Annotated in this window: 26 protein-coding genes; 14 read left to right on the top strand and 12 right to left on the bottom strand. The window is 59.2% G+C overall.

The window, feature by feature from the left end; all coding sequences use genetic code 11:
• Nucleotides 1-7: 7 nt before the first annotated feature.
• From rsfS to QF010_RS26765, 3 genes are all read right to left on the bottom strand, one after another.
• Nucleotides 8-502, bottom strand: a complete 495-nt coding sequence (gene rsfS / locus QF010_RS26775) for a ribosome silencing factor (protein WP_033054148.1) — start codon at nt 500-502, stop codon at nt 8-10.
• 72 nt (nt 503-574) lie between these two features.
• The gene (gene nadD, locus QF010_RS26770; protein WP_269434502.1) at nt 575-1264 is read right to left on the bottom strand and encodes a nicotinate-nucleotide adenylyltransferase; all 690 of its coding nucleotides are present in this window, start codon (nt 1262-1264) and stop codon (nt 575-577) included.
• A 1-nt stretch (nt 1265) separates the two neighbouring features.
• Complete coding sequence (locus tag QF010_RS26765) at nt 1266-2537, bottom strand: glutamate-5-semialdehyde dehydrogenase (protein WP_033054146.1); 1272 nt, start codon at nt 2535-2537, stop codon at nt 1266-1268.
• A 189-nt stretch (nt 2538-2726) separates the two neighbouring features.
• Between QF010_RS26765 and QF010_RS26760 the strand changes: the two genes are divergently transcribed.
• Complete coding sequence (locus tag QF010_RS26760) at nt 2727-3422, top strand: DNA-3-methyladenine glycosylase (protein WP_033054145.1); 696 nt, start codon at nt 2727-2729, stop codon at nt 3420-3422.
• 44 nt (nt 3423-3466) lie between these two features.
• Entirely contained in the window at nt 3467-4783 is a 1317-nt protein-coding gene (locus QF010_RS26755) for a bifunctional DedA family/phosphatase PAP2 family protein (RefSeq protein ID WP_033054144.1), read from the top strand.
• A 96-nt stretch (nt 4784-4879) separates the two neighbouring features.
• Here QF010_RS26755 and QF010_RS26750 read toward each other — a convergent pair whose 3' ends face one another.
• The 5 genes from QF010_RS26750 to QF010_RS26730 form a co-directional block, all read right to left on the bottom strand.
• Nucleotides 4880-5491, bottom strand: coding sequence for a hypothetical protein (locus QF010_RS26750; protein ID WP_050482759.1), 612 nt, complete (start codon nt 5489-5491; stop codon nt 4880-4882).
• Between the two features lie 61 nt (nt 5492-5552).
• The gene (locus QF010_RS26745) at nt 5553-5738 is read right to left on the bottom strand and encodes a hypothetical protein (protein ID WP_156363895.1); all 186 of its coding nucleotides are present in this window, start codon (nt 5736-5738) and stop codon (nt 5553-5555) included.
• 491 nt (nt 5739-6229) lie between these two features.
• Nucleotides 6230-6820 (bottom strand): LON peptidase substrate-binding domain-containing protein, encoded by a 591-nt coding sequence (locus QF010_RS26740; protein WP_033054142.1) that lies wholly within the window; start codon nt 6818-6820, stop codon nt 6230-6232.
• Between the two features lie 10 nt (nt 6821-6830).
• Nucleotides 6831-7547 (bottom strand): LrgB family protein, encoded by a 717-nt coding sequence (locus QF010_RS26735; protein WP_008152800.1) that lies wholly within the window; start codon nt 7545-7547, stop codon nt 6831-6833.
• Complete coding sequence (locus QF010_RS26730) at nt 7544-7906, bottom strand: CidA/LrgA family protein (protein ID WP_429534260.1); 363 nt, start codon at nt 7904-7906, stop codon at nt 7544-7546. Before QF010_RS26730 ends, QF010_RS26735 begins: the two co-directional genes overlap by 4 nt.
• A gap of 196 nt (nt 7907-8102) precedes the next feature.
• On the opposite strand from QF010_RS26730, the gene QF010_RS26725 reads away from it, so the two are divergent.
• The 3 genes from QF010_RS26725 (at nt 8103) to QF010_RS26715 (ending at nt 11058) form a co-directional block, all read left to right on the top strand.
• Nucleotides 8103-8558 carry a MaoC family dehydratase gene (locus QF010_RS26725; RefSeq protein ID WP_008152797.1) on the top strand — a complete coding sequence of 152 codons (456 nt, stop codon included), beginning with the start codon at nt 8103-8105 and terminating at the stop codon, nt 8556-8558.
• A gap of 112 nt (nt 8559-8670) precedes the next feature.
• Nucleotides 8671-10389 carry a C13 family peptidase gene (locus tag QF010_RS26720; RefSeq protein ID WP_033054140.1) on the top strand — a complete coding sequence of 573 codons (1719 nt, stop codon included), beginning with the start codon at nt 8671-8673 and terminating at the stop codon, nt 10387-10389.
• Between the two features lie 27 nt (nt 10390-10416).
• Entirely contained in the window at nt 10417-11058 is a 642-nt protein-coding gene (locus tag QF010_RS26715) for an oxidoreductase (RefSeq protein WP_033054138.1), read from the top strand.
• 118 nt (nt 11059-11176) lie between these two features.
• Here QF010_RS26715 and QF010_RS26710 read toward each other — a convergent pair whose 3' ends face one another.
• The 4 genes from QF010_RS26710 to QF010_RS26695 all read right to left on the bottom strand — a co-directional run bounded on the left by QF010_RS26710 (nt 11177) and on the right by QF010_RS26695 (nt 15569).
• The gene (locus tag QF010_RS26710; protein ID WP_033054137.1) at nt 11177-11461 is read right to left on the bottom strand and encodes a YceK/YidQ family lipoprotein; all 285 of its coding nucleotides are present in this window, start codon (nt 11459-11461) and stop codon (nt 11177-11179) included.
• Nucleotides 11454-12086, bottom strand: coding sequence for a flavin prenyltransferase UbiX (ubiX, locus tag QF010_RS26705; RefSeq protein WP_033054135.1), 633 nt, complete (start codon nt 12084-12086; stop codon nt 11454-11456). The genes QF010_RS26710 and ubiX overlap by 8 nt, the downstream gene beginning before the upstream one ends.
• On the bottom strand, nt 12083-13432 hold the full coding sequence (gene mpl, locus QF010_RS26700) for a UDP-N-acetylmuramate:L-alanyl-gamma-D-glutamyl-meso-diaminopimelate ligase (RefSeq protein WP_033054133.1): 1350 nt from the start codon (nt 13430-13432) through the stop codon (nt 12083-12085). The genes ubiX and mpl overlap by 4 nt, the downstream gene beginning before the upstream one ends.
• 223 nt (nt 13433-13655) lie before the next feature.
• On the bottom strand, nt 13656-15569 hold the full coding sequence (locus QF010_RS26695) for a sigma-54-dependent Fis family transcriptional regulator (protein WP_033054131.1): 1914 nt from the start codon (nt 15567-15569) through the stop codon (nt 13656-13658).
• 433 nt (nt 15570-16002) lie between these two features.
• On the opposite strand from QF010_RS26695, the gene exaC reads away from it, so the two are divergent.
• From exaC to QF010_RS26650, 9 genes are all read left to right on the top strand, one after another.
• Nucleotides 16003-17523 carry an acetaldehyde dehydrogenase ExaC gene (gene exaC, locus QF010_RS26690; RefSeq protein ID WP_033054129.1) on the top strand — a complete coding sequence of 507 codons (1521 nt, stop codon included), beginning with the start codon at nt 16003-16005 and terminating at the stop codon, nt 17521-17523.
• A 248-nt stretch (nt 17524-17771) separates the two neighbouring features.
• Nucleotides 17772-19142, top strand: coding sequence for an ethanolamine permease (eat, locus tag QF010_RS26685; protein ID WP_033054127.1), 1371 nt, complete (start codon nt 17772-17774; stop codon nt 19140-19142).
• A gap of 137 nt (nt 19143-19279) precedes the next feature.
• The gene (locus tag QF010_RS26680) at nt 19280-20674 is read left to right on the top strand and encodes an ethanolamine ammonia-lyase subunit EutB (protein ID WP_033054124.1); all 1395 of its coding nucleotides are present in this window, start codon (nt 19280-19282) and stop codon (nt 20672-20674) included.
• Between the two features lie 8 nt (nt 20675-20682).
• Nucleotides 20683-21507, top strand: a complete 825-nt coding sequence (eutC, locus tag QF010_RS26675; protein ID WP_429511817.1) for an ethanolamine ammonia-lyase subunit EutC — start codon at nt 20683-20685, stop codon at nt 21505-21507.
• Nucleotides 21508-21625: 118 nt separating this feature from the next.
• Complete coding sequence (locus QF010_RS26670) at nt 21626-22087, top strand: GNAT family N-acetyltransferase (protein WP_008153569.1); 462 nt, start codon at nt 21626-21628, stop codon at nt 22085-22087.
• 218 nt (nt 22088-22305) lie between these two features.
• Nucleotides 22306-22962 carry a DedA family protein gene (locus tag QF010_RS26665; protein ID WP_033054121.1) on the top strand — a complete coding sequence of 219 codons (657 nt, stop codon included), beginning with the start codon at nt 22306-22308 and terminating at the stop codon, nt 22960-22962.
• 6 nt (nt 22963-22968) lie between these two features.
• Entirely contained in the window at nt 22969-23781 is an 813-nt protein-coding gene (locus tag QF010_RS26660) for a M90 family metallopeptidase (protein WP_429534259.1), read from the top strand.
• A 113-nt stretch (nt 23782-23894) separates the two neighbouring features.
• The gene (gene ppa / locus QF010_RS26655) at nt 23895-24422 is read left to right on the top strand and encodes an inorganic diphosphatase (RefSeq protein WP_028620880.1); all 528 of its coding nucleotides are present in this window, start codon (nt 23895-23897) and stop codon (nt 24420-24422) included.
• 223 nt (nt 24423-24645) lie between these two features.
• Nucleotides 24646-25398: a S24 family peptidase gene (locus tag QF010_RS26650; RefSeq protein WP_033054118.1), complete on the top strand. Its 753-nt coding sequence runs from the start codon at nt 24646-24648 to the stop codon at nt 25396-25398.
• Nucleotides 25399-25538 lie beyond the last annotated feature (140 nt).

Raw genomic sequence — 25538 nt, 5'->3', positions numbered from 1 at the left:
CGGTCCCTTATTGCTGGTCTTTGTTGAGCTTGACGAAGTGCTCATGGGTGTTTTCCGGGCTGTGGTGAGCCGCGTTCAGAGCACGGCTCTGTTCTGCACCGGACCACAAACGCTCCAGGTCGTAAAACTGACGAGCCGAAGCGGTCATCATGTGCACGATGACATCATCCATATCCAGCAGGACCCAGTCGCTGTCGCCCTTGCCTTCTTCACCCAGCGGCTTGACGCCCAGGGCTTTGACCGCTTCGCGGACCTTATCCAGCATCGCGCCGATCTGGCGGTTGGAGGTACCGGTAGCGATGATCATGAAGTCAGTGATGCTCTGCTTTTCACGAACGTCGATGACCTGAATGTCCTGGCCTTTCACGTCTTCCAGGGCCGCTACTGCAACCTTGACCAGCTCTTCGCCGCGCAGCTCAGGGCCGGTTGGAACCTCTACTGGCAGAGGGGCGCTCTTGAACGTGCCTTTGCGCTTTACTTTAGTTACGTCTTTGTTCGTCATATAAAACTCGTTTTGCTCGTATGTTCGGGCGCTTCGGTACACGCGTTCACGTGTGTTGAAGCGCTCCCTTTTTCAGTTCGACGCACGGTAGAGACCGTGCGCATCGATGTAGGCCAGGACCGCGTCGGGCACCAGGAAACGTACCGACTTACCGCTGGCCAGCAGTTGACGGATCTGGGTGGCGGATACCGCGAGCGGTGTCTGCCAGACGAATGCAATCTGTCCGCTCGGCCCTTTGAGGGCCAGCGGGTCGCTCACCGAGCGCGCTGCCAGCAGGTTGCGCAAGGCATCCGGCGGTTCGCTGTCGGCATCCGGGCGTTGCAGCACCAGGATGTGGCAATGCTGGAGCAACTCTTCCCAGCGGTGCCAAGTGGGCAGGCCGCAAAATGCGTCCCAGCCCAAAAGTAGAAAAACCTGGTCTTCAGCGGCCAGTTCGGCGCGCATCAGTTCCAGGGTGTCGATGGTGTAGGACGGTTTGTCCCGCTGCAGTTCGCGGGCGTCCACCACCAACGGCGCCACACCGGCCACCGCGCACTCGACCATCGCCAGACGGTCTTTCGCCGACACTTGCGGCGTACCGCGATGAGGCGGTCTGGCACTGGGTGTCAGACGCAGCTCATCGAGCACCAGCGATTCGGCGACTTCCAGCGCACTGCGCAAATGGCCGATGTGCACCGGGTCGAAGGTCCCGCCCAGCATGCCAATGCGTCGAGGCGCAGGCTCGCTGGCGGTTACCGGGGCTGACAGGTCGAGGTCGCCCAAGTCAGTTCGACGCCTGGCCGCGCAACTGGCCATCACCGACCACGATGTACTTCTCGCAGGTCAGACCTTCGAGGCCCACCGGGCCGCGGGCGTGCAGCTTATCAGTAGAAATGCCAATCTCGGCACCCAATCCGTATTCGAAGCCATCGGCGAAGCACGTCGGGGTGTTGATCATTACCGACGACGAATCGACTTCCGCGACAAAACGCCGGGTGTCAGCAAGGTTTTCGCTGACGATCGAATCGGTGTGATGGGAGCCGTACTTATTAATGTGTTCGATGGCCTGGTCCAGCCCGTCGACCACACGGATCGAAAGAATCGGCGCCAGGTACTCGGTGTTCCAGTCTTCTTCAGTGGCCGCAACAGCCTCGATGATCGCCCGGGTGCGTTCGCAACCGCGCAACTCGACGCCTTTTTCGCGGAACTGTGCAGCCATCGACGGCAGGAAATCCTTGGCAACGGTTTGGTCCACCAACAGGGTTTCCATGGCACCGCAGATGCCATAGCGGTAAGTCTTGGCATTGAACGCGATGCGCTGGGCTTTCGGCAGATCGGCGTGGGCACTGACGTAGACGTGACAGATACCGTCCAGATGCTTGATAACCGGCACGCGGGCGTCACGGCTAACCCGCTCGATCAGGCCACGGCCACCACGGGGCACGATGACGTCAACGTACTCCGGCATGGTGATCAGCGCGCCAACGGCGGCACGGTCAGTGGTTTCGACCACTTGCACCACGGCGGCAGGCAAATCGGCTTCGGCCAGACCGCGCTGGATGCAGGCGGCAATGGCACGGTTGGAATGAATCGCTTCGGAGCCGCCACGCAGGATGGTCGCGTTGCCAGACTTCAGGCACAGGCTGGCGGCATCGATGGTCACGTTTGGCCGGGATTCGTAGATGATCCCGATCACGCCCAACGGCACGCGCATCTTGCCGACCTGAATACCCGACGGGCGAAAGCTCATGTCGCGGATCGCGCCGACCGGGTCCGGCAGAGCCGCCACCTGACGCAAACCAACGATCATGCCGTCGATACGTTCCGGGGTCAGCGCCAGACGCTCAAGCAATGCCGGCTCAAGACCATTGGCACGGCCAGCGGCCAAATCCAGCTCATTGGCAGCCGTCAGCTCGGCGCGAGCGGCGTCCAACGCATTGGCAGCAGACTGCAAGGCGCGGTTTTTCTGCGCGGTGCTGGCACGGCCGATGACGCGAGAAGCTTCGCGGGCAGCGCGACCCAATCGGGTCATGTAGTCAAGAACGGACTCAGTCATGGTCTGGAGTGGTCTTTGCTAAGGTCTTGGTAAAGAGTAAAGCGGCAGATTATAGCTGTCGCGTCCCGGGACTAACAGCGGTGACGGGCGGATGGTCGAAATGGAGGGCAATTTGCCGACGTTCAGCCGTGATTAAGCTGCAAATTGTTATCATCGCGACTCAATCAGCCCTGATAAACGCCGTTCATCATGACTAACCTGACCGTTCGCACGTCCGCGACGGGCCTGCCCAAAGGGCTCGCGGATGCATTTTTCGACAGAGACGCCCAAACGCTGGCCCGGGATTTACTCGGCAAAGTCATTCGTCACCGGGTCGACGACCTGTGGCTCAGCGCCCGGATTATCGAGACCGAGGCCTATTACTTCGAAGAAAAAGGCAGCCACGCCTCCCTCGGCTACACAGAAAAACGTAAGGCTTTGTTTCTGGATGGCGGCCACATCTATATGTACTACGCCCGGGGCGGCGATTCCCTGAACTTCAGCGCCCAGGGCCCGGGCAATGCTGTGCTGATCAAATCCGCCTATCCGTGGGTCGATGACTTGAGCGGGCCGGCGAGCCTGGCGCAGATGCTGTTGAACAATCCCGACGCCCAAGGTCGCCCTCGCCCCTCGCAAAAGCTTTGTGCCGGACAGACGTTGCTCTGCAAGGCGCTGGGCCTGAAGGTGCCGGTCTGGGATGCCAAGCGCTTCGACCATGAAGTGCTGCTGGTGGAGGATGTCGGCCCGGCACCTGTTCACATCATACAAACCACGCGCTTGGGCATTCCCCACGGCCGCGATGAGCATTTGATGTACCGTTTCGTCGATGCGGCTTACGCGCCGTATTGCACGAGAAACCCGCTGCGACGGGGGCAGGTCGAAGGTCGCGATTATTTTTTGCTGTGAGTACAACTCCTGCGGGGGTCAATTAATAAGAGGGAGTTGTTTTTATGGGCCCATGGCTCGATAGCGTGACCGGTTGGTTGACGGTCAACCCGCAATGGCTGGCCGCGGCGGTGTTCATAGTGGCCTTTGTGGAATGCCTGGCGATTGCCGGGCTGATCGTGCCCGGCACGGTATTGCTGTTTGCCGTGGCGGTACTGGCCGGTAGCGGTGCGCTGTCGCTGGGCGAAACGCTATTACTGGGATTCGTCGCCGGCGTTCTGGGCGATATCGTCTCTTACTTCATCGGACGACATTTCCATCAGAACATCCGGCGCCTGCCTGGGTTGCGCCATCATCCGGAATGGATCGCCGGGGCCGAGGCGTATTTCCAGCGTTACGGCATCGCCAGCCTGTTGGTCGGACGTTTCATCGGTCCGCTGCGACCGATGTTGCCGATGGTCGCCGGGATGTTCGACATGCCCTTCCCGCGCTTCGCCGCCGTCAGCTTGCTAGCCGCCGCCGGTTGGAGCGTCGCGTATCTGCTGCCCGGTTGGGCCACAGGCGCGGCGATTCGCTTGCCTTTGCCGGAGGGCTTCTGGCCTGAGGCCGGCATCGTCGCCGGTAGCATCGTCGTCATGGTGGGCTTGAGCGCCACCAGCAGTCTGCGCCGTCATCGCAAAGCGACGATGATGATTACCGGAATGAGCTTCCTGATTCTGGCGGGACTGTTTATCGGCTATCCGCACCTGACCGCCCTCGATCAGGGTGTGATGACCCTGGTGCAGGAACACCGAAGCCCGCTGCTCGATGAAGTGGCGGTGACGTTCACGCTGATCGGCGAGTTTCGCAACATGCTGTTGTTCAGCGCCCTGCTGACGGGTTTGCTGTTGCTCACCCGGCAATGGCGCCAGGCGATTTTCGCCGGCAGCACCCTGCTGTTCACCGCACTGGGCAACACCGCGACCAAACACTTTTTCGCCCGCCTACGCCCGGAAGTATTGAGCGATCCTCTGACCAGCTACAGCATGCCCAGCGGCCATGCCTCGGGCTCTTTTGCGCTGTTTCTGACGCTAGCCGTGCTGGCCGGCCGCGGACAACCACCGCGCATGCGCCTTACCTGGCTGCTGTTAGGTTGCTTGCCAGCGCTGGCGATTGCCCTGTCCCGGGTGTACCTGGGCGCCCACTGGCCGACGGATGTGCTGGCCGGCGCGATGCTGGCAGCGTGCGTGTGTGCGGCGAGCTTGTGGCTGAGTCAGCGCCCGGCGCCGCTCAACGCCTTGCCACCGAAGGTCTGGTGGCTGGTGTTACCGGCACTGGTGGCGCTGTTCGGGTTCTTCGCGCTGCGGCATTTACCCCATGCGATGTTGCGGTATGCGTACTAACGGGTAACGCCCTGACTGGAGCAGGGCGTTACCCGATCAATTGACCGGCCGTTGATGAACGCCAGCCATCTAAGCGCGCAAGCTCAATCTGAGTAATTAATTGTTTGCAGTCGGCAAATGGGGGATTCCATTGCGCTCAATCGAGTGTCCATGACCCGAGGAAATCACCCTGACTGCGAACTCCGTCGAATCCGGGAACAGTGCAAATTCGGACCTCCCCTCCTTACTGTCCGAAAAATAGTAATCACCTCTCTCTCCAAGCTTAAACACCGAACTCTTTGTCGACCAACTAACAAGGTGAATACCAAAAAGATCTACGTCAGGCCTGTCATACACCACCACTTTATGATCGTCATGCAAACGAAACATGGTCGGATCCTCTCCCGCAGGCACACAGACTCTTTCCGAGCCTTCCATGCTCAAATAAAACCCTTGAGCAGAGCCTTCGGCGACCAGAATCGTGTATTTATCACCCAGGCATTCAAAATAAAACAATTGCGGCTCGTGCCTTTCCTTGTCAGCAAGCGTCAAGTAGTTGGAATACTTATCTCCACGCAATATCAACTCGAATTCGGTACGCTCGCGCACGCTATAACGGTCATTTTCCAAGCGTTTTTTCATCCGCTCAAAGTTCATGACAACAGGCTTCCCTTCAAACTCCAGAGTCGCCAGGAAGGAGTGTTTCAAATTCAATTCGCTTTGCTCCATGATACACCTTGAAATTCCATTTAAAATTCACACGAACGTCACGCTGGACTCAGCCGGCCCTTTATTCTTCGTCTTTACGTTTGTCTTCGATGCGATTACGCTCACGTCGTTCTTCAACCGCCAGGTCTGCAAACCGGCCTGCATTATTAAAAGCATACTCCCAACCTTCCTGATGCCCCTTCACCTGCAGATAGCGCGCAAAAATGTCATCCCAGAATTCCAGCTCATTGCTTTGAATAGTCATCACGGCCATTAACTCCTTAATTAGTTAGTCGGTTACTTCGCCCGCTTCCTGCAAGCGAAACCAAAGACTAATATAAAGTTGTTAACCCGACAAGCACCCACCTACGGCGCACTTACTTCAAAATAAAACTGCAAACCACAACTATCAGGTCTGAATTAATAGAGATTCGAACATTACATCATCGTCATCGATAACCAACAGATTGATTGCGTAGTACTATCCGTCAGCTCCTCGTTGAACGTCACAGGTGACTTTTTGCCCTACCCGGATAACCGGACTGCCCTCTTCGACCGAGGGCCTCGCTAATAATTATCAAGTTGTAGACACGTTAAAACGACCACACCTCTACCTGACCAAACAAAGTCAACCCACTTTACTCTTAGCGGCCAATTGACACCCAAACTGATCAAAAAAAGCCTTGCATGGTTAAACCTGCAAGACTTTTTTGTGCACGCAAAAAACCAGCGATTTAAGTACGGCGCATCGCCCATCACTCAGGCAAACAACTCACCCTGCAACTCATCCAGCAGCGCCTGAATCGCATCCAGTCGCTGTTGCGGATCATCGAGTTGCAGCAGGTCGATCTTGTCCACTTCGGCAAACGGCAACAGGTACGCCAACTGATTGGCCAACGACTGCTGCCCGGTTGCTTCGGTACCCATGTTCAATGCTTCGACCATCGGGTGTTCGGCCAACGCTTTGAGCAGCGCAACCAGGTCGGCGTCCTCGTCCTGCAGCGGTTGCTCAGGTTCGTCTTCCAGCCACTCGACCTCGGCAATGGTCAACTGATCGCGCTGAACCTCGGTGCGCAACACGTGGAAACGCCGTCCGCCCTGCACCCGAATGCCCAGCAAGCCATTTTCCTGCTGTTTGAAATCAGTGATCAGCGCCTCGCACCCGACCAGCGCGTAGCCCGCCGGGGCGATGCCGACTTCTTCGCCGTCGAGGATGCACACCACGCCGAAGCCGCCGCCCTGTTTCATGCAGCGACTGATCATGTCCAGGTAGCGCGCCTCGAAGATCTGCAAATCGAGGATGCAACCAGGAAACAACACCGTGTTCAGCGGAAAAAGCGGCAAGCTCATAGACATTTCCTTACACCACCATCGACACCGCCAACGGCAGGAAAACTGCCGTGGCCACGCCCATCAGACTCATCGCCAGCGCCGCGAAGGCGCCGCATTCTTCATTTTCCTGCATTGCCACCGCAGTGCCTACCGCGTGGGCGGTCATGCCCAGTGCCATGCCGCGCGCCTCAGGGCTGTGCACACCCAGCCGAGTCAAAAGACTCGGCCCGAAGATCGCCCCGATCACTCCGGTAATCAACACGAACACTGCCGCCAGCGCCGCAACACCACCGATCTGCTCCGCTACCAACATGGCAATCGGCGAGGTCACCGACTTCGGCGCCATGGTCATCAGGATCATGTGTTCGGCACCAAACGACCAGCCTAACAAAACGCCCATGCCGGTGGCGACGACGCCACCTATCACCAGCGTAGTAAATATCGGCCAGAACAACTGCCGAATGCGTCGCAGATTGAGGTACAGCGGCACAGCCAGCGCAACGGTCGCAGGCCCGAGCAGGATGCTGAGGATCTCAGTGCTCTTGCGGTACTCGGCATAGGTCAGGCCGCAACCCACCAATACGCCGATCACCAGCAGCATCGAGACCAGCACCGGTTGCAGGAAGATCCAGCGGGTTTTCTCGAATGCCGCCAGCACCAACTGATAAGCCCCCAGCGTAATACCGATGCCGAACAACGGATGATGAATCACCGACGCCCAGGCGCCGTGCCAGTCGAAGATCATTGGCCGTCCTCACGATGAGCGTGACGCTTGACCATGCGCTGCATCAGCACGCCAGCGAAGGCCATGGACAGCAACAGAGACAACACCAGCGCACCGACGATGGCCCAGAAATCCGCGGCAATGTCCTTGGCGTAAACCATCACGCCTACGGCTGGCGGCACCAGCAGCAACGGCAGGTAACGCAACAGACTGCTGGCCGCGAGACTCAGCGGTTCGCCGACCTGGCCACGGCTGATCAGGAACACCAGCAGCAACAGCAGGCCAACAATCGGCCCCGGCAGCACCGGTAAAAACAAGTGGTTGAGGGCTGTGCCCAGCAATTGGAACAGCACCAGCCAGGTCAGGCCACGTAACAACATCCGTCATCTCCCGCCAATATCATCCCGCACAAGCGGGCCGAGCATTATAAGCACGCCAACGCTATAGACCGGCATTCGCCAAAATCATGGTCAGTTGACCGGAGCCATTTGCCATGTTGATCTAAAGTGGTAATCCGGGAGGTCAAATCCCCCCACCTCAAAAACTATAAAACCGATGAACCCAAGGAGAGTCTCAATGCCCTATGTTCCAGTTGCAGAGCTCAAAGATTATGTCGGCAAGGAACTCGGACGTTCCGAATGGCTCACCATCGATCAGGAGCGTATCAACCTGTTCGCCGAAGCCACTGGGGACTATCAGTTCATCCACGTCGACCCGGTCAAAGCCGCGCAAACGCCATTTGGCAGCACCATTGCACACGGTTTCCTGTCTCTGTCGCTGATCCCCAAACTGATGGAAGACATCCTGATCCTCCCTGAGGGAGCGAAGATGGTGGTCAACTACGGCCTGGATACCGTGCGTTTCATCCAGCCAGTGAAGGTCAATTCCAGGGTACGACTCAAGGTCGACATGAACGAAGTCACCGAGAAGAAACCCGGCCAATGGCTGCTCAAGGCCACCGCCACGCTTGAGATCGAAGGCTCGGACAAACCGGCCTACATCGCCGAGCCACTGTCCCTCTGCTTCGTGTAACCCATCCCGGATGCGAAGCAGCTCATGCTGTTTCGCGCCCTCTCCTGTTTACTGGCTATATAAGGTCAAACAGCTGCGGCATACTCGGTCGCCTAATTGCCCGGATCCCGCTATGCGCCCACTTGCACTCCTCGCTCTGACCCTATTGCTCACCGCTTGCGGCGACGGCGAATCGCTGTTGCCCCCCGATGCCCGCTTGCCGGACGGCGGACGCTATCGCGGTGAACTGGTCAACGGATTGCTGCAAGGCCAGGGCCGTATCGATTACCCGAACGGCAGCTGGTACGCCGGCGATTTCGACAAGGGCCAATGGCATGGCCAGGGCGAATGGCACGGCAGTAACGGCGAAGTCTATCGCGGGGGATTCAGTCTGGGGCTGTTCGACGGCAAGGGCACACTGACCACCAGCGGCAGCAGCTTCACCGGCAGTTTCAAAGCCGGTCGACGGGACGGCGAAGGCACCCTCAAAGAAAACGGTATGACCTACCGCGGTGAATTCAAGGCCGATCAATATTCAGGGCTGGGTCGTCTCGAACTCGAAGACGGCAGCTCGTATCAGGGCCAGTTCGCCCACGGCAAACCCAACGGCGAAGGCCAGCGGGGCGACGCCAGCGGCAATCAGTTCACCGGGCATTTCGTCGACGGTCAGCTCGAAGGCAACGGGACGTTCAACAGCGCCGATGGCGATATCTATGTCGGTGGCTTCAAGAACAACCAACTGCACGGCAAGGGCCGTTACGAGAACGCCGACGGTGATGTCTGGCTCGGTCAATTCAAGGAAGGATCGCTGAACGGCAAGGGCGAGTTGATCGGGGCCGACGGCAGCCATTACATCGGCCAGTTCAGTGACTGGCGCTTCGCCGGCCAAGGTCGATTGAACCTGTCCGACGGCAGCTTCTATATTGGTCAATTCGACGGTGACAGTTACTCGGGGCATGGCACCCTGGTGCTGACTGACGGCACGGTGCAAAACGGAACGTGGATTGCTGGCCAGCGTGTTCGCGATGCCAACGGCAAGCTGCTGCCCGACAGCCTCGAACTCGGTTTGCTGGCCCAGGGCCGTTTGCTCGACGATGCACTGTCCAGCGTGCCGGCTTCGACCCCGGCAGTCGAGTTGTACACCCTGACCCTGGGCGGTGACGGCAAGCAAAGCGTGTTCCTGCGCGAATCCGATTACGTCAGCAACATGCTCAACAGTCGCTTCGGTGCGTTTGGCCAGATCCGCCTGGTGAACCATCGCGACCACCTCGTCGACCGGCCGATGGCCACCCGGGAAAACCTGCGCCGCGCCGCCGCCACCCTGGCCGAACGCAGCGGCCCGGAAGACTTGATCTTCATCTACCTGACCAGCCACGGCACCAGCGAACACGAACTGGTGCTCGACCAGCCGCGCATGGAACTGTCTGATCTGCCGGCCGACGAACTTGCCGCAGTGCTCTCTCCGTTGAAAAACCGCGACAAAATCATCGTGATTTCATCCTGTTACTCCGGTGGCTTCATTCCGGCACTCAAGGATGAACGCACCCTGATCATGACCGCCTCGCGCGCTGACCGCGTGTCCTTCGGCTGCTCGGAAGAAGCCAACTTCACCTACTTCGGCGACGCGCTGTTCGCCCAGGCACTGAACCAGACCGACGATCTGGAGCAAGCCTTCAAACAGGCCAAGGCCACCGTCGCCGAACGTGAACTGGCGGACAGCTTCGAAGCCTCTGAACCGCAGATCTGGGCGCCGAAAACCGTCCTCTCCCACTGGCAACTGTTACGCAAGCAGCAGGCACGCAAGGCACTACAAAGTGTTTCCAGCGACAGCAAGGACCCAAAGAGCAACTAAGCTGAATAGTATCAAGGGGGAAACACTATGTACTTGACGCCTCAGCACGTACTGCTTGCCGGAGCTACCGGGTTGACCGGTGAACATTTACTTGATCGCCTGCTCAATGAGCCCACGATCTCACGAGTATTGGCGCCCTCACGCCGGCCCTTGGCCGAACATCCCCATCTGGAAAACCCGGTCGGCGACCCTGCGGTGTTTCTGCCGCAATTGAATGGTCGTGTCGACATTGCCTATTGCTGCCTGGGCACCACAATCAAGAAAGCCGGCTCGGAACAGGCGTTTCGCGCGGTAGACCTGGACATGGTGGTGGCATTCGCCAAACGTGCACGGGAGATGGGCGCACGGCACCTGATCGTGATCAGTGCCCTGGGGGCTGATCGCAGGTCCTCTATTCTCTACAACCGGGTCAAAGGCGAGATGGAATATGCATTGCGTGCACAGGACTGGCCGCAACTGACCATTTGCCGACCTTCGCTGCTGCTGGGCGAGCGTATGGAACCGCGTATGGCCGAGCAATTCGTCGCCCCCTTGTCCCGCTTGATCCCCGGCAAATACCGCGGCATCGAAGCCTGCCAACTGGCCCGCGCGATGTGGCGACTGGCGCTGGAAGAGCAGGATGGGGTGCGGATTGTTGAGTCAGATGAGTTGCGCAAACTCGGCAAATAATCCGCGGACCTGTGGCGAGGGAGCTTGCTCCCGCTGGACTGCGCAGCAGTCCCTATTTTGGGGCCGCGTTGCGGCCCAGCGGGAGCAAGCTCCCTCGCCACAAGAGCCGCGCTCAGTCTTACAATCCGCCCGTTGCCTGAAAACTTACCCCGATCACCGTGAGCACCGACAGCGGCAACAGCAGCGTGTCGAGCAACGCGCTGGCAGGCAGGTCGATGCCGGGGTAGCTCGGCGCTTCGGCGCCGAAGCGGTCCATGGCGCAGCAGCCGCCGTTCATGGCATACAAATCCAGACGCGTCCCCGAATACACCACCGGTGCACCAGGCTTGGCGGCATCAAGCGTTCGCGCCGTGGCGCAGCCAGCCAATTGCAGCGCCAGCACAATCGCCAGCAGCTTATTCATCGCTGGTCAGATGGTGTTCGCCCCAACGCGGCAGCATGTCCTGGGGAATGTTCAGCAGATTGAGAATCCGCGCCACGACAAAGTCGATCAGGTCGTCGATGGTTTGCGGCTGATGATAAAAGCCAGGCGACGCCGGCAAAATCGTCACGCCCATGTTCGACAACTTGAGCATGTTCTCCAGATGGATGCTCGAATACGGCGACTCACGCGGCACCAGAATCAGCTGACGGCGCTCCTTCAACGTCACATCCGCGGCACGTTCGATCAGGTTGTTGCAGGCACCCGTCGCGATGGCCGACAAGGTCCCGGTGGAACACGGCACCACCACCATCGCCGCCGGCGCGCCAGAGCCCGAGGCCACTGGCGACATCCAGTCTTCCTTGCCATACACCCGAATCTGCCCGGCGGCAGCGCCGGTGTATTCGGTGAGGAAGGCCTGCATCATCTGGGGTTTGGGCGGCAACGTAACGTCAGTCTCGGTGGCCATCACCAGTTGCGCAGCCTTGGAGATCATGAAGTGCACTTCGCGGTCTTCGCGAATCAGGCAGTCAAGCAGGCGCAAACCGTACTGGGCGCCGGAAGCGCCGGTCATCGCCAGCGTGATGCGTTCCGGGCCATTGTTCATCGCAGCGCCTCGGCGAGTTTGCCGTGCAGGCCGCCGAAGCCGCCGTTGCTCATGATCACCACGTGAGTGCCGGGCTGGGCCTGGCTCTTCACACGTTCGATGATGCCTTCCAGCGAATCACTGACGATCGACGGCACCGTGCACAACGCAGCAGTAGCCCCCAGATCCCAACCGAGGTTGGCCGGCGCGTACCAGATCACTTGATCGGCATCGACCACGCTTTCCGGCAAGCCGTCGCGGTGAGCACCGAGCTTCATGGAGTTGGAGCGCGGCTCGATGATCGCAATCAACGGTGCATCGCCGATGCGCTTACGCAGCCCGTCGAGGGTCGTCGCAATCGCCGTCGGATGGTGAGCGAAGTCGTCGTAGATGGTAATGCCACGGACCTCTGCGACTTTCTCCATCCGGCGCTTGACGCTTTTGAATGCACTCAGCGCCGCGATGCCCATGGATGGCACAACACCGACGTGGCGCGCCGCAGCCAACGTGGCCAGCGCGTTGGCGACGTTGTGTTGGCCGGTCATGTCCCACTCGACCACACCTTGGGCAACACCTTCGAACATCACTTCAAACTTCGAACCGTCTTCGCTGAGCAGTTTGACCTGCCACTGACCGCCGGCACCGGTGGTTTGCACCGGGGTCCAGCAGCCCATCTCGATCACACGCTGCAACGCAGGCTCGGTGGTCGGATGGATCACCAGGCCTTCGCTCGGAATAGTCCGCACCAAATGGTGGAACTGCCGCTCGATAGCGGGCAGATCGGGGAAGATGTCGGCATGATCGTATTCCAGGTTGTTCAGAATCGCCGTGCGCGGGCGGTAGTGAACGAACTTGGAGCGCTTGTCGAAGAACGCGCTGTCGTACTCGTCGGCTTCGATCACGAAGAATGGGGTATCACCCAGACGAGCGGACACCGAGAAGTTTTGCGGCACGCCGCCGATCAGGAAACCCGGGCTCATGCCCGCGTGCTCCAGCACCCAGGCGAGCATGCTGCTGGTGGTGGTTTTGCCATGAGTACCGGCGACGGCCAGCACCCAGCGACCTTGCAACACGTGATCTGACAGCCATTGCGGGCCGGAGACGTAGGGCAGGCCTTTATTCAGCACGTATTCGACAGCCGGGTTGCCGCGAGACATCGCATTGCCGATCACCACCAGATCCGGTGCCGGATCGAGCTGCGCCGGGTCATAGCCTTGGGTCAACTCAATGCCCTGAGCCTCCAGCTGAGTGCTCATCGGCGGATAGACGTTGGCATCGGAGCCCGTCACGTGATGGCCCAGCTCTTTGGCCAGAACCGCCATCGAACCCATGAAAGTGCCGCAGATACCAAGAATGTGAATGTGCATTAGTCGACCTCGTAAAACATGGCCGCAGGTTAGCGTAGGGTGGGAAAAATCGCACTCTTTAGCTGATGGTGTCCCGGTCTCTGTGGCGAGGGAGCTTGCTCCCGCTGGGTCGCGCAGCGGCCCCAAAACCGGCCACCTCCTTTTTTTCAGATACACCGCGAACCCTGGATTTACGACTGCTGCGCAGCCGAACGGGAGCAAGCTCCCTCGCCACAAAAGCGGTTTACCGGGCGATGCCGTGTTTACGCAGCTTTCTATAAAGCGTATTACGGCTGACGCCAAGTTGTTCAGCCGTATGTGTCATATGCCAGCGCGTCTGTTCCAGCGCATTCAGCAACGCCAGCCGCTCAGCGTCATCCAGCGGATGGTCCGAAGGCTCTTCAACGGCAACAACCGGAACCGGCCGGGCCTGACGAATCATCGCCGGCAAATCCTCCAGCCCGATCCGCCCGCCGTCACACAGCGCCGCTAACGTGCGCAACACATTGCGTAACTGCCGCACGTTCCCCGGCCAGGCGAAGGCCAGCAACGCCTGGCGTGCCGGACCGTCGATCAATACGGTTTCCCCGCCGGCCTCTTCAGCCAGCAAAAAGTCGAGCAACTGGGACTTATCACTGCGATCACGCAACGCCGGCAAAGCAACTTCCAGCCCATTGAGCCGGTAATACAAATCCTCGCGGAAGCTGCCGTCCTGCACACGTTCCAGCAGATTACGGTGAGTGGCGCTGATGATCCGCACATTGACCGATTCCGGCTCACCGCCGATCGGCACCACCTGACGATCTTCCAGCACCCTTAATAGCCGGGTCTGCAAGGCCAGGGGCATGTCGCCGATTTCATCGAGGAACAGAGTCCCGCCATCAGCCTGCTGCAACTTGCCGCGCATGCCTTCCTTGCGAGCGCCGGTAAAGCTGCCGCCGCGATAGCCAAACAGTTCGCTCTCGATCAGGCTTTCGGGAATGGCGGCGCAATTGAGGGCGACGAAGGCTTTTTCTGCTCGCTGGCTGGCCTGGTGGACGGCTTTGGCAAATGCTTCTTTGCCGGATCCGGTTTCGCCGTTGATCAGTAGCGGTACGTCCCGCTCGAACACGCGCAAGGATTTGCGGAAGTCTTCCTGTAACCCCGTGTCGCCCAGACAAATGCCCGACAAGCGCGAAGGTTCGGCGATCACCGGACTTTGCACCACCGGCACCGGAACGCTGCGTGGCTGCCCGCGCAACAGCGCAAACAGACTCCGCCCGTCGCGCGTACGCAACGGCCAACTGGCGCTGGCATTGACGCTGGCGCGGCCGAGCAATTCATCCAGCGAGCAATCGAAAAACGCCTCCACCGGTTTGCCCAGCAGCCCTCCGCGAATATGCCCCAGCAGGTTCAGCGCACTCTGGTTGACCGCGCTGATCCGCCCTTCCCCGTCAAACGCCAGCAATCCTTCGCTGAACAGCCCGACGGATTCGGCCTGAAGGTGAAAACGCAGCAACCATTGATTGTCGAAATAACGCAGGAAGTAGCAGCTCTCGATCATCTTCGCCGAAAGATTGACCAGGGCCATGGTGTGGAACTGGCTTTGACGAGAGACCTCATGGCGCGCCGAGGACACGTCGAGCACCGCCAGCAGTTCGCCGTGTGGGTCGAACACCGGGCTCGCCGAGCAGGTCAGGCCGGTGTGACGGCCGCGGAAGTGCTCGTCCTGGTGGATGGTCAGCGACTGACGCTCCACCAGACAGGTGCCGATGCCGTTGGTGCCTTCGCAGGCTTCGCTCCAGTCCGCACCGAGCCAGAGGCCGGCGCGCTCGAAAATCTTCCGTTCGGCAGGCGCGGTCACGCAATTGAGGATCACGCCGCGGGCGTCGGTCAGCAGGACCGCATGGCCGGCACCGGAGAGTTGCTGATGAAGGCTGGTCATTTCGCTGCCGGCGATGTGCAGCACTTGCTGCAAGCGCTCGCGGCTTTCCAGGACGCGGCCATGTTCCAGCACCGTCGGCGCCATGGTCAGGGCCGGGTCGAGGTGATAATCCTCAAGACAGCGGAGCCAGGAACGGGCAATCGACGGATCGCTGCCGGGACCGTGCAGGTGGGATTTCCCCTGAGTGACGGTCAGGACCTGCTGGGCATGGCGACTCAAATGGTTGTCGTGCATTTCTTATTGTTCTCCCCGCAGAGTCTGGCTCGCTTCTATGTAGCAACTGCCGAAGGCTGCGTCCGGCTGCGAAGCAGCCGTAAACCTGAGCATCGGATTAGTTGCAGAAATCGAAGCGAGTGCTTCGCCCTCGAACGCAGCCTTCGGCAGCTGCTACAAGGGCAATGCGTTCACACGAACGCCGAGCATCCTCCAGCCTAGCCTTCATTGCAATGCTGGCAAGACCGCACGGTCACAGGTTGTGCCGCAAGCGGTACAAAGTGTCACGGGGGCTGTACCGAAAGCGTCACAGGCGCGGTCCGCCTGTCCGACAAAAGTAACGTAAGGCCTTGATTTGCCTGACCTGCAAGGCAGTGGCCCGACCTTTGCTCTACGCTTATAGCAAGCGCACATGCGCCTCTCTGATAAGTACAAAAGCCAAGGAGAAATCACTATGCGTTACGCTCACCCCGGTACTGAAGGCGCTATCGTTTCGTTCAAGAGTAAATACGGTAACTACATCGGCGGCGAGTTCGTCGCGCCTGTCAAAGGTCAGTACTTCACCAATACCTCGCCAGTCAATGGCCAACCGATTGCCGAATTCCCGCGCTCCACGGCCGAAGACATCGAAAAGGCCCTGGACGCTGCCCACGCGGCCGCCGATGCCTGGGGCGCCACGTCCGCCCAGGCGCGCTCGCTGGTGCTGCTGAAAATCGCCGACCGCATCGAACAGAACCTGGAAGTCCTGGCAATCACCGAATCCTGGGACAACGGCAAAGCCGTGCGTGAAACCCTCAACGCCGACATCCCGCTGGCCGCCGACCACTTCCGCTACTTCGCTGGCTGCATCCGCGCCCAGGAAGGCAGCGCCGCCGAAATCGACGGCAATACCGTGGCCTATCACATCCATGAACCACTGGGCGTGGTCGGGCAGATCATCCCGTGGAACTTCCCGATCCTGATGGCCGCCTGGAAACTCGCCCCGGCCCTGGCTGCCGGTAACTGCGTGGTGCTCAAGCCGGCCGAACAAACGCCGCTGGGCATTACCGTGCTGATGGAGCTGATCGGCGACCTGCTGCCGCCGGGCGTGCTGAACGTCGTGCAAGGTTTCGGCAAAGAAGCCGGCGAAGCGCTGGCCACCAGCAAACGCATCGCCAAAATCGCCTTCACCGGCTCGACCCCGGTCGGTTCGCACATCATGAAATGCGCTGCCGAAAACATCATTCCGTCCACCGTGGAGCTGGGTGGCAAGTCGCCGAACATCTTCTTCGCCGACATCATGCAAGCCGAAGAAACCTTCATCGAAAAAGCCGCCGAAGGCCTGGTGCTGGCGTTCTTCAACCAGGGCGAAGTTTGCACCTGCCCTTCCCGCGCATTGGTGCAAGAGTCGATCTACGACGACTTCATGAAAGTCGTGATGAAGAAAGTGCTGTCGATCAAACGTGGCGACCCGCTGGACACCGACACCATGGTCGGCGCCCAGGCGTCCGAGCAGCAATTCGACAAAATCCTTTCGTACCTGGAAATCGCCAAGGGCGAAGGCGCCGAGCTGCTGACCGGCGGCAAGGTGGAAAAACTCGAGGGCAACCTGGCGACCGGGTATTACATCCAGCCGACCCTGCTCAAGGGCACCAACAAAATGCGTGTGTTCCAGGAAGAAATCTTTGGCCCGGTGGTGAGCATCACCACGTTCAAGGACGAAGCCGAAGCCCTGGCCATCGCCAACGACACCGAGTTCGGCCTCGGTGCCGGCCTCTGGACCCGCGACATCAACCGTGCCTATCGCATGGGCCGCGCCATCAAGGCCGGTCGTGTGTGGACCAACTGCTACCACCTGTACCCGGCGCACGCCGCGTTCGGCGGTTACAAAAAGTCCGGCGTCGGCCGTGAAACCCACAAAATGATGCTCGATCACTATCAGCAGACCAAAAACCTGCTGGTGAGCTACGACATCAATCCGTTGGGCTTCTTCTAAAAACCGGGGGCGATGCAGGTATTCCTGTGTCGCCCTTTCAAGAGTCATCGCGAGCAAGCTCGCTCCCACACTGGATCTCCAGTGTTCACACAACCAATGTGGGAGCGAGCTTGCTCGCGATGGCGCCCTAAATGACACAACGAATATCGCCCTGCCGCTCTGGCACGGGCTTTGCGTGCCCGCTCCACACGAAAACGTCGCACCTGAAAGTCCAATAAATCAAAAAATAAAAAAGACAGCGAGGACTTATGACTTCTACTACACAGCTCAAACCCACACTCGGCACCCTGCATTTATGGGGCATTGCCGTCGGCCTGGTGATTTCCGGCGAGTATTTCGGCTGGAGTTACGGCTGGGGCACCGCAGGGACCCTGGGTTTCCTCGTCACCGCGTTGATGGTGGCGACGATGTACACCTGTTTCATCTTCAGCTTCACCGAATTGACTACCGCGATTCCCCACGCGGGCGGGCCGTTTGCCTACAGCCGGCGAGCCTTTGGTGAGAAAGGCGGACTGATCGCCGGCATCGCCACCCTGATCGAATTCGTCTTTGCGCCCCCGGCGATTGCCATGGCCATTGGCGCCTACCTCAACGTGCAATACCCGGAACTGGACCCCAAGATCGCTGCCGTTGGCGCCTATTTCGTGTTCATGGGCTTGAATATCCTCGGCGTCAGCATCGCCGCGACGTTTGAACTGGTCGTCACCGTGCTGGCGGTCGCCGAATTGCTGGTGTTCATGGGCGTCGTTGCGCCGGGCTTCAGCTTCAGCAATTTCGCGCTTAACGGCTGGTCGGGTGCCAACGAGTTCACCATGGGCTCAATTCCCGGCATCTTTGCGGCGATCCCCTTTGCGATCTGGTTTTTCCTTGCGATTGAAGGCGCGGCGATGGCGGCCGAAGAAGCCAAGGACCCGAAACGCACGATTCCCAGGGCTTATGTCAGTGGCATTCTGACCCTGGTGTTCCTGGCCATCGGCGTGATGGTGATGGCGGGCGGTGTCGGCGACTGGCGTCAACTGGCGAACATCAACGATCCGTTGCCTCAGGCAATGAAAGCCGTGGTCGGCAACAATTCGAGCTGGATGCACATGCTGGTGTGGATCGGCCTGTTCGGACTGGTGGCGAGTTTCCACGGGATCATTCTTGGTTACTCGCGGCAGTTCTTTGCGCTGGCCCGGGCCGGTTACCTGCCTCGCGGCCTGGCCAAGCTCTCGCGCTTCCAGACTCCGCACCGGGCGATCCTGGCCGGCGGCGTGATCGGCATCGCGGCGATCTACAGCGACGGTCTGGTCAACCTGCAAGGCATGACCCTGACGGCAGCAATGATCACTATGTCGGTATTCGGTGCCATCGTGATGTACATCATCAGTATGCTGAGCCTGTTCAAACTGCGTAAAACCGAGCCGAACCTTGAACGCACCTTCCGCGCGCCGGGCTACCCGATCGTGCCAGGGATTGCGCTGTTTCTGGCGGTGGTGTGCCTGGTGGCGATGGCCTGGTTCAACACACTGATCGGGTGTGTGTTCCTCGGGTTTATGGCTGCCGGTTACTTGTATTTCCAATTGACCGCCAAGCAGCGCTTCGATGCGCCGGCGGACGCGATGCTCGAAGGCGTCTGAGTTGCACCGGCGCCGGGCTGATTCCCGGCGCCTGCCTTATTGAAGTGCACGCAGTTCTCAATGTAGGAGCAAGCCCGCTCCCACAGGGGTTCGGTGGTGTATTTGAGTCATTTATTGAACCAGGAGGACCCCGTCCCATGGCCGCATTTGCCCATTCCGTCGGCGCCCAGACCTATCGCTTCGAGAGCCTCAAGGACGTCATGGCCAAGGCTAGTCCGGCGCGCTCCGGGGATTTTCTGGCCGGCGTCGCCGCCCTCAACGATGGCGAACGTGTGGCCGCGCAGATGGCCCTCGCTGACATCCCGCTCAGCCACTTCCTGCAAGAAGTACTCATTCCGTACGAGGCCGATGAAGTCACCCGACTGATCATCGACACTCACGACAAACAAGCATTCGCCGCCGTCAGCCACCTCACTGTTGGCGGTTTTCGCGACTGGCTGCTCAGTGATGCCGCCGACGAACAGAGCCTGCGCGCCCTCGCGCCAGGCCTGACCCCGGAAATGGCCGCCGCCGTGTCGAAGATCATGCGCGTGCAGGATCTGGTGCTGGTGGCGCAAAAAATCCGTGTTGTTACAAAATTCCGCGGCACGATGGGCCTGCGCGGTCGCCTATCCACCCGCCTGCAACCCAACCACCCGACCGACGAACCGGCCGGTATCGCCGCGAGCATTCTCGACGGCCTGCTGTACGGTAACGGGGACGCGATGATCGGCATCAACCCGGCCACCGATAGCATCTCCTCGATCTGCGCCATTCTGGAAATGCTCGACGCGATCATTCAGCGCTACGAGATTCCGACCCAGGCCTGCGTACTGACGCATGTCACCACGTCCATTGAGGCAATAAATCGCGGCGTTCCGCTGGATCTGGTGTTCCAGTCGATCGCCGGCACCGAGGCGGCCAACGCCAGTTTCGGTATCAACCTGAATGTACTGCAAGAAGGCTATGACGCCGGTTTGAGCCTGAATCGCGGCACCCTGGGCCAGAATCTGATGTATTTCGAGACCGGCCAAGGCAGCGCCCTGTCAGCCAACGCCCACCACGGCATCGATCAACAGACCTGCGAAACCCGCGCCTACGCCGTTGCGCGACATTTCAAACCGTTCCTGGTGAACACCGTCGTAGGATTCATTGGCCCGGAATACCTCTACAACGGTAAACAGATCATTCGCGCCGGCCTCGAAGACCACTTCTGCGGCAAGCTCCTGGGCGTGCCCATGGGTTGCGACATCTGTTACACCAACCACGCCGAAGCCGACCAGGACGACATGGACACCCTGCTGACCCTGCTGGGCGTGGCCGGGATCAACTTCATCATGGGCATCCCAGGCTCCGACGACATTATGCTCAACTACCAGACCACTTCGTTCCACGACGCCCTTTACGCGCGCCAGACGCTGGGCTTGAAACCAGCGCCGGAATTCGAACAGTGGCTGGCCAAAATGGGCATCTTCACCCAGGCAGACGGCAAGATTCACTTCGGCGACAGCCTGCCGCCGGCCTTCCGCCAAGCGATGGCGCAACTGGGATGAGTGTTGAAATGGATAAACCACCCGCTGATCCACAGAACCCGTTGCTGGAACTGCGTCGCCTGACGCCGGCACGGATCGCCTTGGGAAGAACCGGCACCAGCATGCCAACCAGCGCGCAGCTGGATTTCCAGTACGCCCACGCTCAGGCGCGGGATGCGGTGCACTTGCCGTTCGACCACGCGGGGCTCAGCTCACAACTGGCTGAACGCGGGCGTGCCAGTTTGCTGCTGCACAGCGCCGCTACGGACCGGAACAGTTATTTGCAACGCCCCGATTTGGGGCGAAAGCTGAGTGATGAATCGGCGCAGGCACTGCGCGATTACGCATTGGCCAATCCCGGCGGTGTCGATCTGGCCATTGTCGTTGCCGATGGGTTGTCGGCGTTGGCCGTTCATCGCCATACCCTGCCGTTTCTGGAACGGATGGAAGAGCAGATTGTGAATGACGGCTGGTCCGTCTCACCGGTCATTCTGGTGGAACAGGGGCGGGTCGCCGTAGCCGATGAGATCGGCGAGCTGCTGGGTGCGAAAATGGTGGTAATCCTGATCGGCGAACGCCCTGGCCTCAGTTCCCCGGACAGCCTGGGGCTGTATTTCACCTACAATCCAAAGGTGGGGCTGACGGATGCCTACCGCAACTGCATCTCCAACGTCCGACTCGAAGGCCTGAGTTACGGCATGGCGGCACACCGTTTGCTGTATTTGATGCGCGAAGCCTGCCGACGGCAGTTGTCAGGGGTCAATCTGAAGGACGAAGCCCAGGTTCTGACACTGGAGTCGGACGCAGGAGCGGACATGAAAGGTAATTTCCTACTGAGTCTGCCGGATGCCTGAACCGTTTCCGCATTGCGTTTCTGATTCAGTTTCAGGCAGGATCGAAACACGGCTGCTCGAGTGAGAACCGTTCGCCGTCACAGTACGTGAAGACAGCCACTTGAAGACGAGACCTACCATGCGGATTATTCAAGCGACCCTCGAACACCTGGACCTGTTGACCCCGTTGTTCGTCAAATATCGCGAGTTTTATGGCTCCCTGGCTTATCCGGACTCGTCCCGGGCGTTCCTTGAAAAGCGCCTGCGTCGCAAGGAGTCGGTGATCTACCTGGCCCTGGCCGATGACGACAGCAACAAACTGATGGGTTTCTGTCAGTTGTATCCGAGCTTTTCGTCCCTTTCGCTGAAGCGCGTGTGGATCCTCAACGACATCTATGTCGCCGAAGAGGCCCGCCGCCAATTGGTGGCCGACAACCTCATCCGCACCGCGAAGAAAATGGCCAAGGAAACCAACGCTGTACGCATGCGCGTTTCCACCAGCAGCAATAACGAAGTCGCACGGAAAACCTACGAATCCATCGGATTCAAGGAAGACACCGAGTTCAAGAACTACGTGTTGCCGATCAGCGACGAGCTGTAAGCCGAAAAAATCGCAGCCCTTGCGGGTACGGCCAGAGGCTGCGATCTTCTCTCACTGCGCTCCGAAATCCCCCGCTACAAACTCAACGCGATTTTCACCTCTTAGCCCGTATAATGCCGACCTTCCCGGCTTGTAAGAAAAACTACACCCGTCTGTAGCCTTTCGCGAAGTCATCCGCACAGGCCTGCCGAGTCGGGCCGTCACTTCAGGTGCTTTCCATGGATTTCAACCCGCTCGACCTTATTCTGCATCTCGATGTTTACCTCGATTTGCTGGTAACCAACTACGGGCCATGGATTTACGCCATTCTGTTCCTGGTGATCTTCTGCGAAACCGGCCTGGTGGTGATGCCATTCCTGCCGGGCGACTCCCTGCTGTTCATCGCGGGAGCAGTAGCAGCCGGCGGCGGCATGGACCCGGTGCTGCTGGGCGGCCTGCTGATGCTGGCGGCGATCCTTGGCGACAGCACCAACTATGTGATCGGACGAACGGCGGGTGAGCGTTTGTTCAGCAACCCGAACTCGAAAATCTTCCGCCGCGACTACCTGCAGCAAACTCACGACTTCTATGACAAGCACGGTGGCAAAACGGTGACGTTGGCGCGTTTCATGCCGATCATTCGTACCTTTGCACCATTTGTCGCCGGCGTGGCCAAAATGCCCTACCCGCGTTTCTTCGCCTTCAGTGTTTTGGGCACGATCCTCTGGGTGGGTGGCCTGGTGACCCTCGGTTACTTCTTCGGCAATGTACCGTTCATCAAAAAGAACCTGTCACTGCTGGTAGTGGGCATCATCCTGCTGTCGCTGTTACCGATGATCATCAGCATCATCCGCAGCCGCTTCGGCAACGCCGCGTCCAAAGCCCAATCGCGCTGATTCACCGTGTGGTCCCTTAGCGCCTGGCGTCGCCGGCGCATCTTGGCCAAACACCCGATTGCCGACGACATGTGGCAGCGGGTGCGCCATCACTTGAGTTTTCTCGATGGCCTCAGCGCCGCTGAAGACCGGTGGCTGCGCGAAGCCAGCGTGCTGTTCCTCCAGGACAAACACCTGACCGCCCTGCCCGGCGTCGAACTCCACCAGGAGCAGCGACTGCTGCTTGCCGCCCAAGCGCAACTGCCACTGCTGCACCTGGGCGATCTGAACTGGTATCAGGGTTTCCACGAAATCGTCCTCTACCCCGACGACTTTCTCAGCCCCCAGCGCCATCGCGATGCCAGCGGCGTCGAGCACGAATGGGACGGCGAACACAGCGGCGAAGCCTGGCAGCAAGGCCCGATCATCCTCGCGTGGCCCGGCGTGATGGCCAGTGGTGGCTGGGAAGGCTACAACCTGGTGATCCACGAACTCGCGCATAAACTCGACATGCTCAACGGCGACGCCAACGGCCTGCCACCGCTGCACACCGACATGCGGGTCAGCGACTGGGCCAAGGTCATGCAAGAAGCTTACGACGACCTGGATCGGCAACTGGACCGCAACCCGGATGCAGAAACCGCCATCGACCCGTACGCTGTGGAAAACCCGGCCGAATTCTTCGCAGTCACCAGCGAATACTTCTTTAGCGCCCCGGATTTACTGCACGAGGCGTATCCTCTGGTGTATGAGCAGCTGAAGCTGTTTTATCGCCAGGACCCTCTGGCCCGGCTGCGGCAACTTCTGGCCGAAGACCCGGTCTATCAGGCACGCGACTAAGGTCTCTACGACCTCTGGTACATAGCATCGGCGGCGGAATATGCCTATAATCGCCGCCACTTTTTGGTCAATCCGGCCAAGTGATTTTGGTCAACTAACGGGGGCACCGCCCAATGAGCTACAGCAAGATTCCGGCTGGCAAAGACCTGCCGAACGACATCTACGTCGCGATCGAGATTCCGGCCAACCACGCGCCGATCAAATACGAAATCGACAAAGACAGCGATTGCCTGTTCGTTGACCGTTTCATGGCCACCCCGATGTTCTACCCGGCCAACTACGGTTTCATCCCGAACACCCTGGCTGATGACGGTGACCCCCTCGACGTGCTGGTCGTGACCCCTTACCCGGTTGCTCCAGGCTCGGTCATCCGCGCCCGTCCGGTCGGCATCCTGCACATGACCGACGACGGCGGCGGCGATGCCAAAGTCATCGCAGTCCCACACGACAAGCTGTCCCAGCTGTACGTCGACGTGAAGGAATACACCGATCTGCCACCTCTGCTGCTGGAACAGATCAAGCACTTCTTCGAGAACTACAAAGACCTCGAAAAAGGCAAATGGGTGAAGATCGAAGGTTGGGGCGACGCAGAAGCCGCTCGCACCGAGATCATGAAGTCGGTTGCGGCCTATAAAGGCTGATAGCCGTCTCTCACGAACGGCTACAACGAAGAACCCCGGTTGATCCGGGGTTTTTTGTGGGCGTTTGAATATCACATTCAACAGCACATTTAACGGGCGGGCAAACCGGTTTTTTCTTGTTTAATTTTTACAAAAGACGTCTTACATCAGGACTTAAATTTCACGCCAGATTTGAACGGTTTGTTGAATCAAAGCCTTATGCCGCAAGGCTAGACTCGTGTTTATGAAAAAGAACAAAACCTGCGGCCCACGATTCAGAATGCTCCTGAAAGAGCTACAAATCACGACGACGAGATTTGCCGAATTCCTGGGTATTTCCGACCCTCAAACGGTCCATAACTGGTATACCCGCGGAGTGCCTGACTACCGCATGGAAGATGTCGCCAGGAGACTGTCCGTGAACACTGAATGGCTGAAAACCGGCGAAGGACCGCAAGACGCCAGGGCATTGCATCTGGTCGACGCATCCGGCAATACCTTCGACGCCCAGTCAATCCGGGGCACCTATCGGGTCATCGACCCAGTCGATATCGAACTACCCTTTTACAAAGAAGCGGCCACTGCCCCCGGCTCCGACAAAAACCATGTGATCAAAGACCCCAGCGAATCGATCCGCCTGCCGCGCAACGATCTTGACTCCCTGGAAATCAACCACGCCGATGCCATCTGCGCTCGCATGGTTGGCAACAGCATGGCCGAAAAAATTGAGGATGGCTCCATCGTCGCCATCGACCGCGGGCTCACGCAAATTGTCGACGGAGAGATTTACGCCATCGAGCACGACGGCATGTTGCGCATCAAATACCTGAGCCGGGTACCCGGCAACGCGATACGCATGCGCAGCCACAACAGCTCCGAATACCCGGATGAAGTCTTCAGACCTCCGCAAATCGAAGAACAAAACATAAGGGTTCTGGGATGGGTGTTCTGGTGGTCGACCCTGAATAAACGCAGGCCACCCGTACCTTTTCTGTAAACACATGACTTTGTAGCCGCAGGCTCCGTCAGCTGCTATGTATGAACTCGCCCCCACATTCAACCTGCTTTTGAACACTGCTACCCGGTTGCATCTATGTATGAGGCCTGTTCGAGGAAGTCTTGAGCGGCTTCTGGCCA

This window comes from Pseudomonas silensiensis (genome assembly GCF_050434865.1).
GTDB lineage: Bacteria > Pseudomonadota > Gammaproteobacteria > Pseudomonadales > Pseudomonadaceae > Aquipseudomonas > Aquipseudomonas fluorescens_W.
Note: the sequence above shows the minus strand (reverse complement) of the source record. Positions and strands in the feature narration are given on the sequence as shown.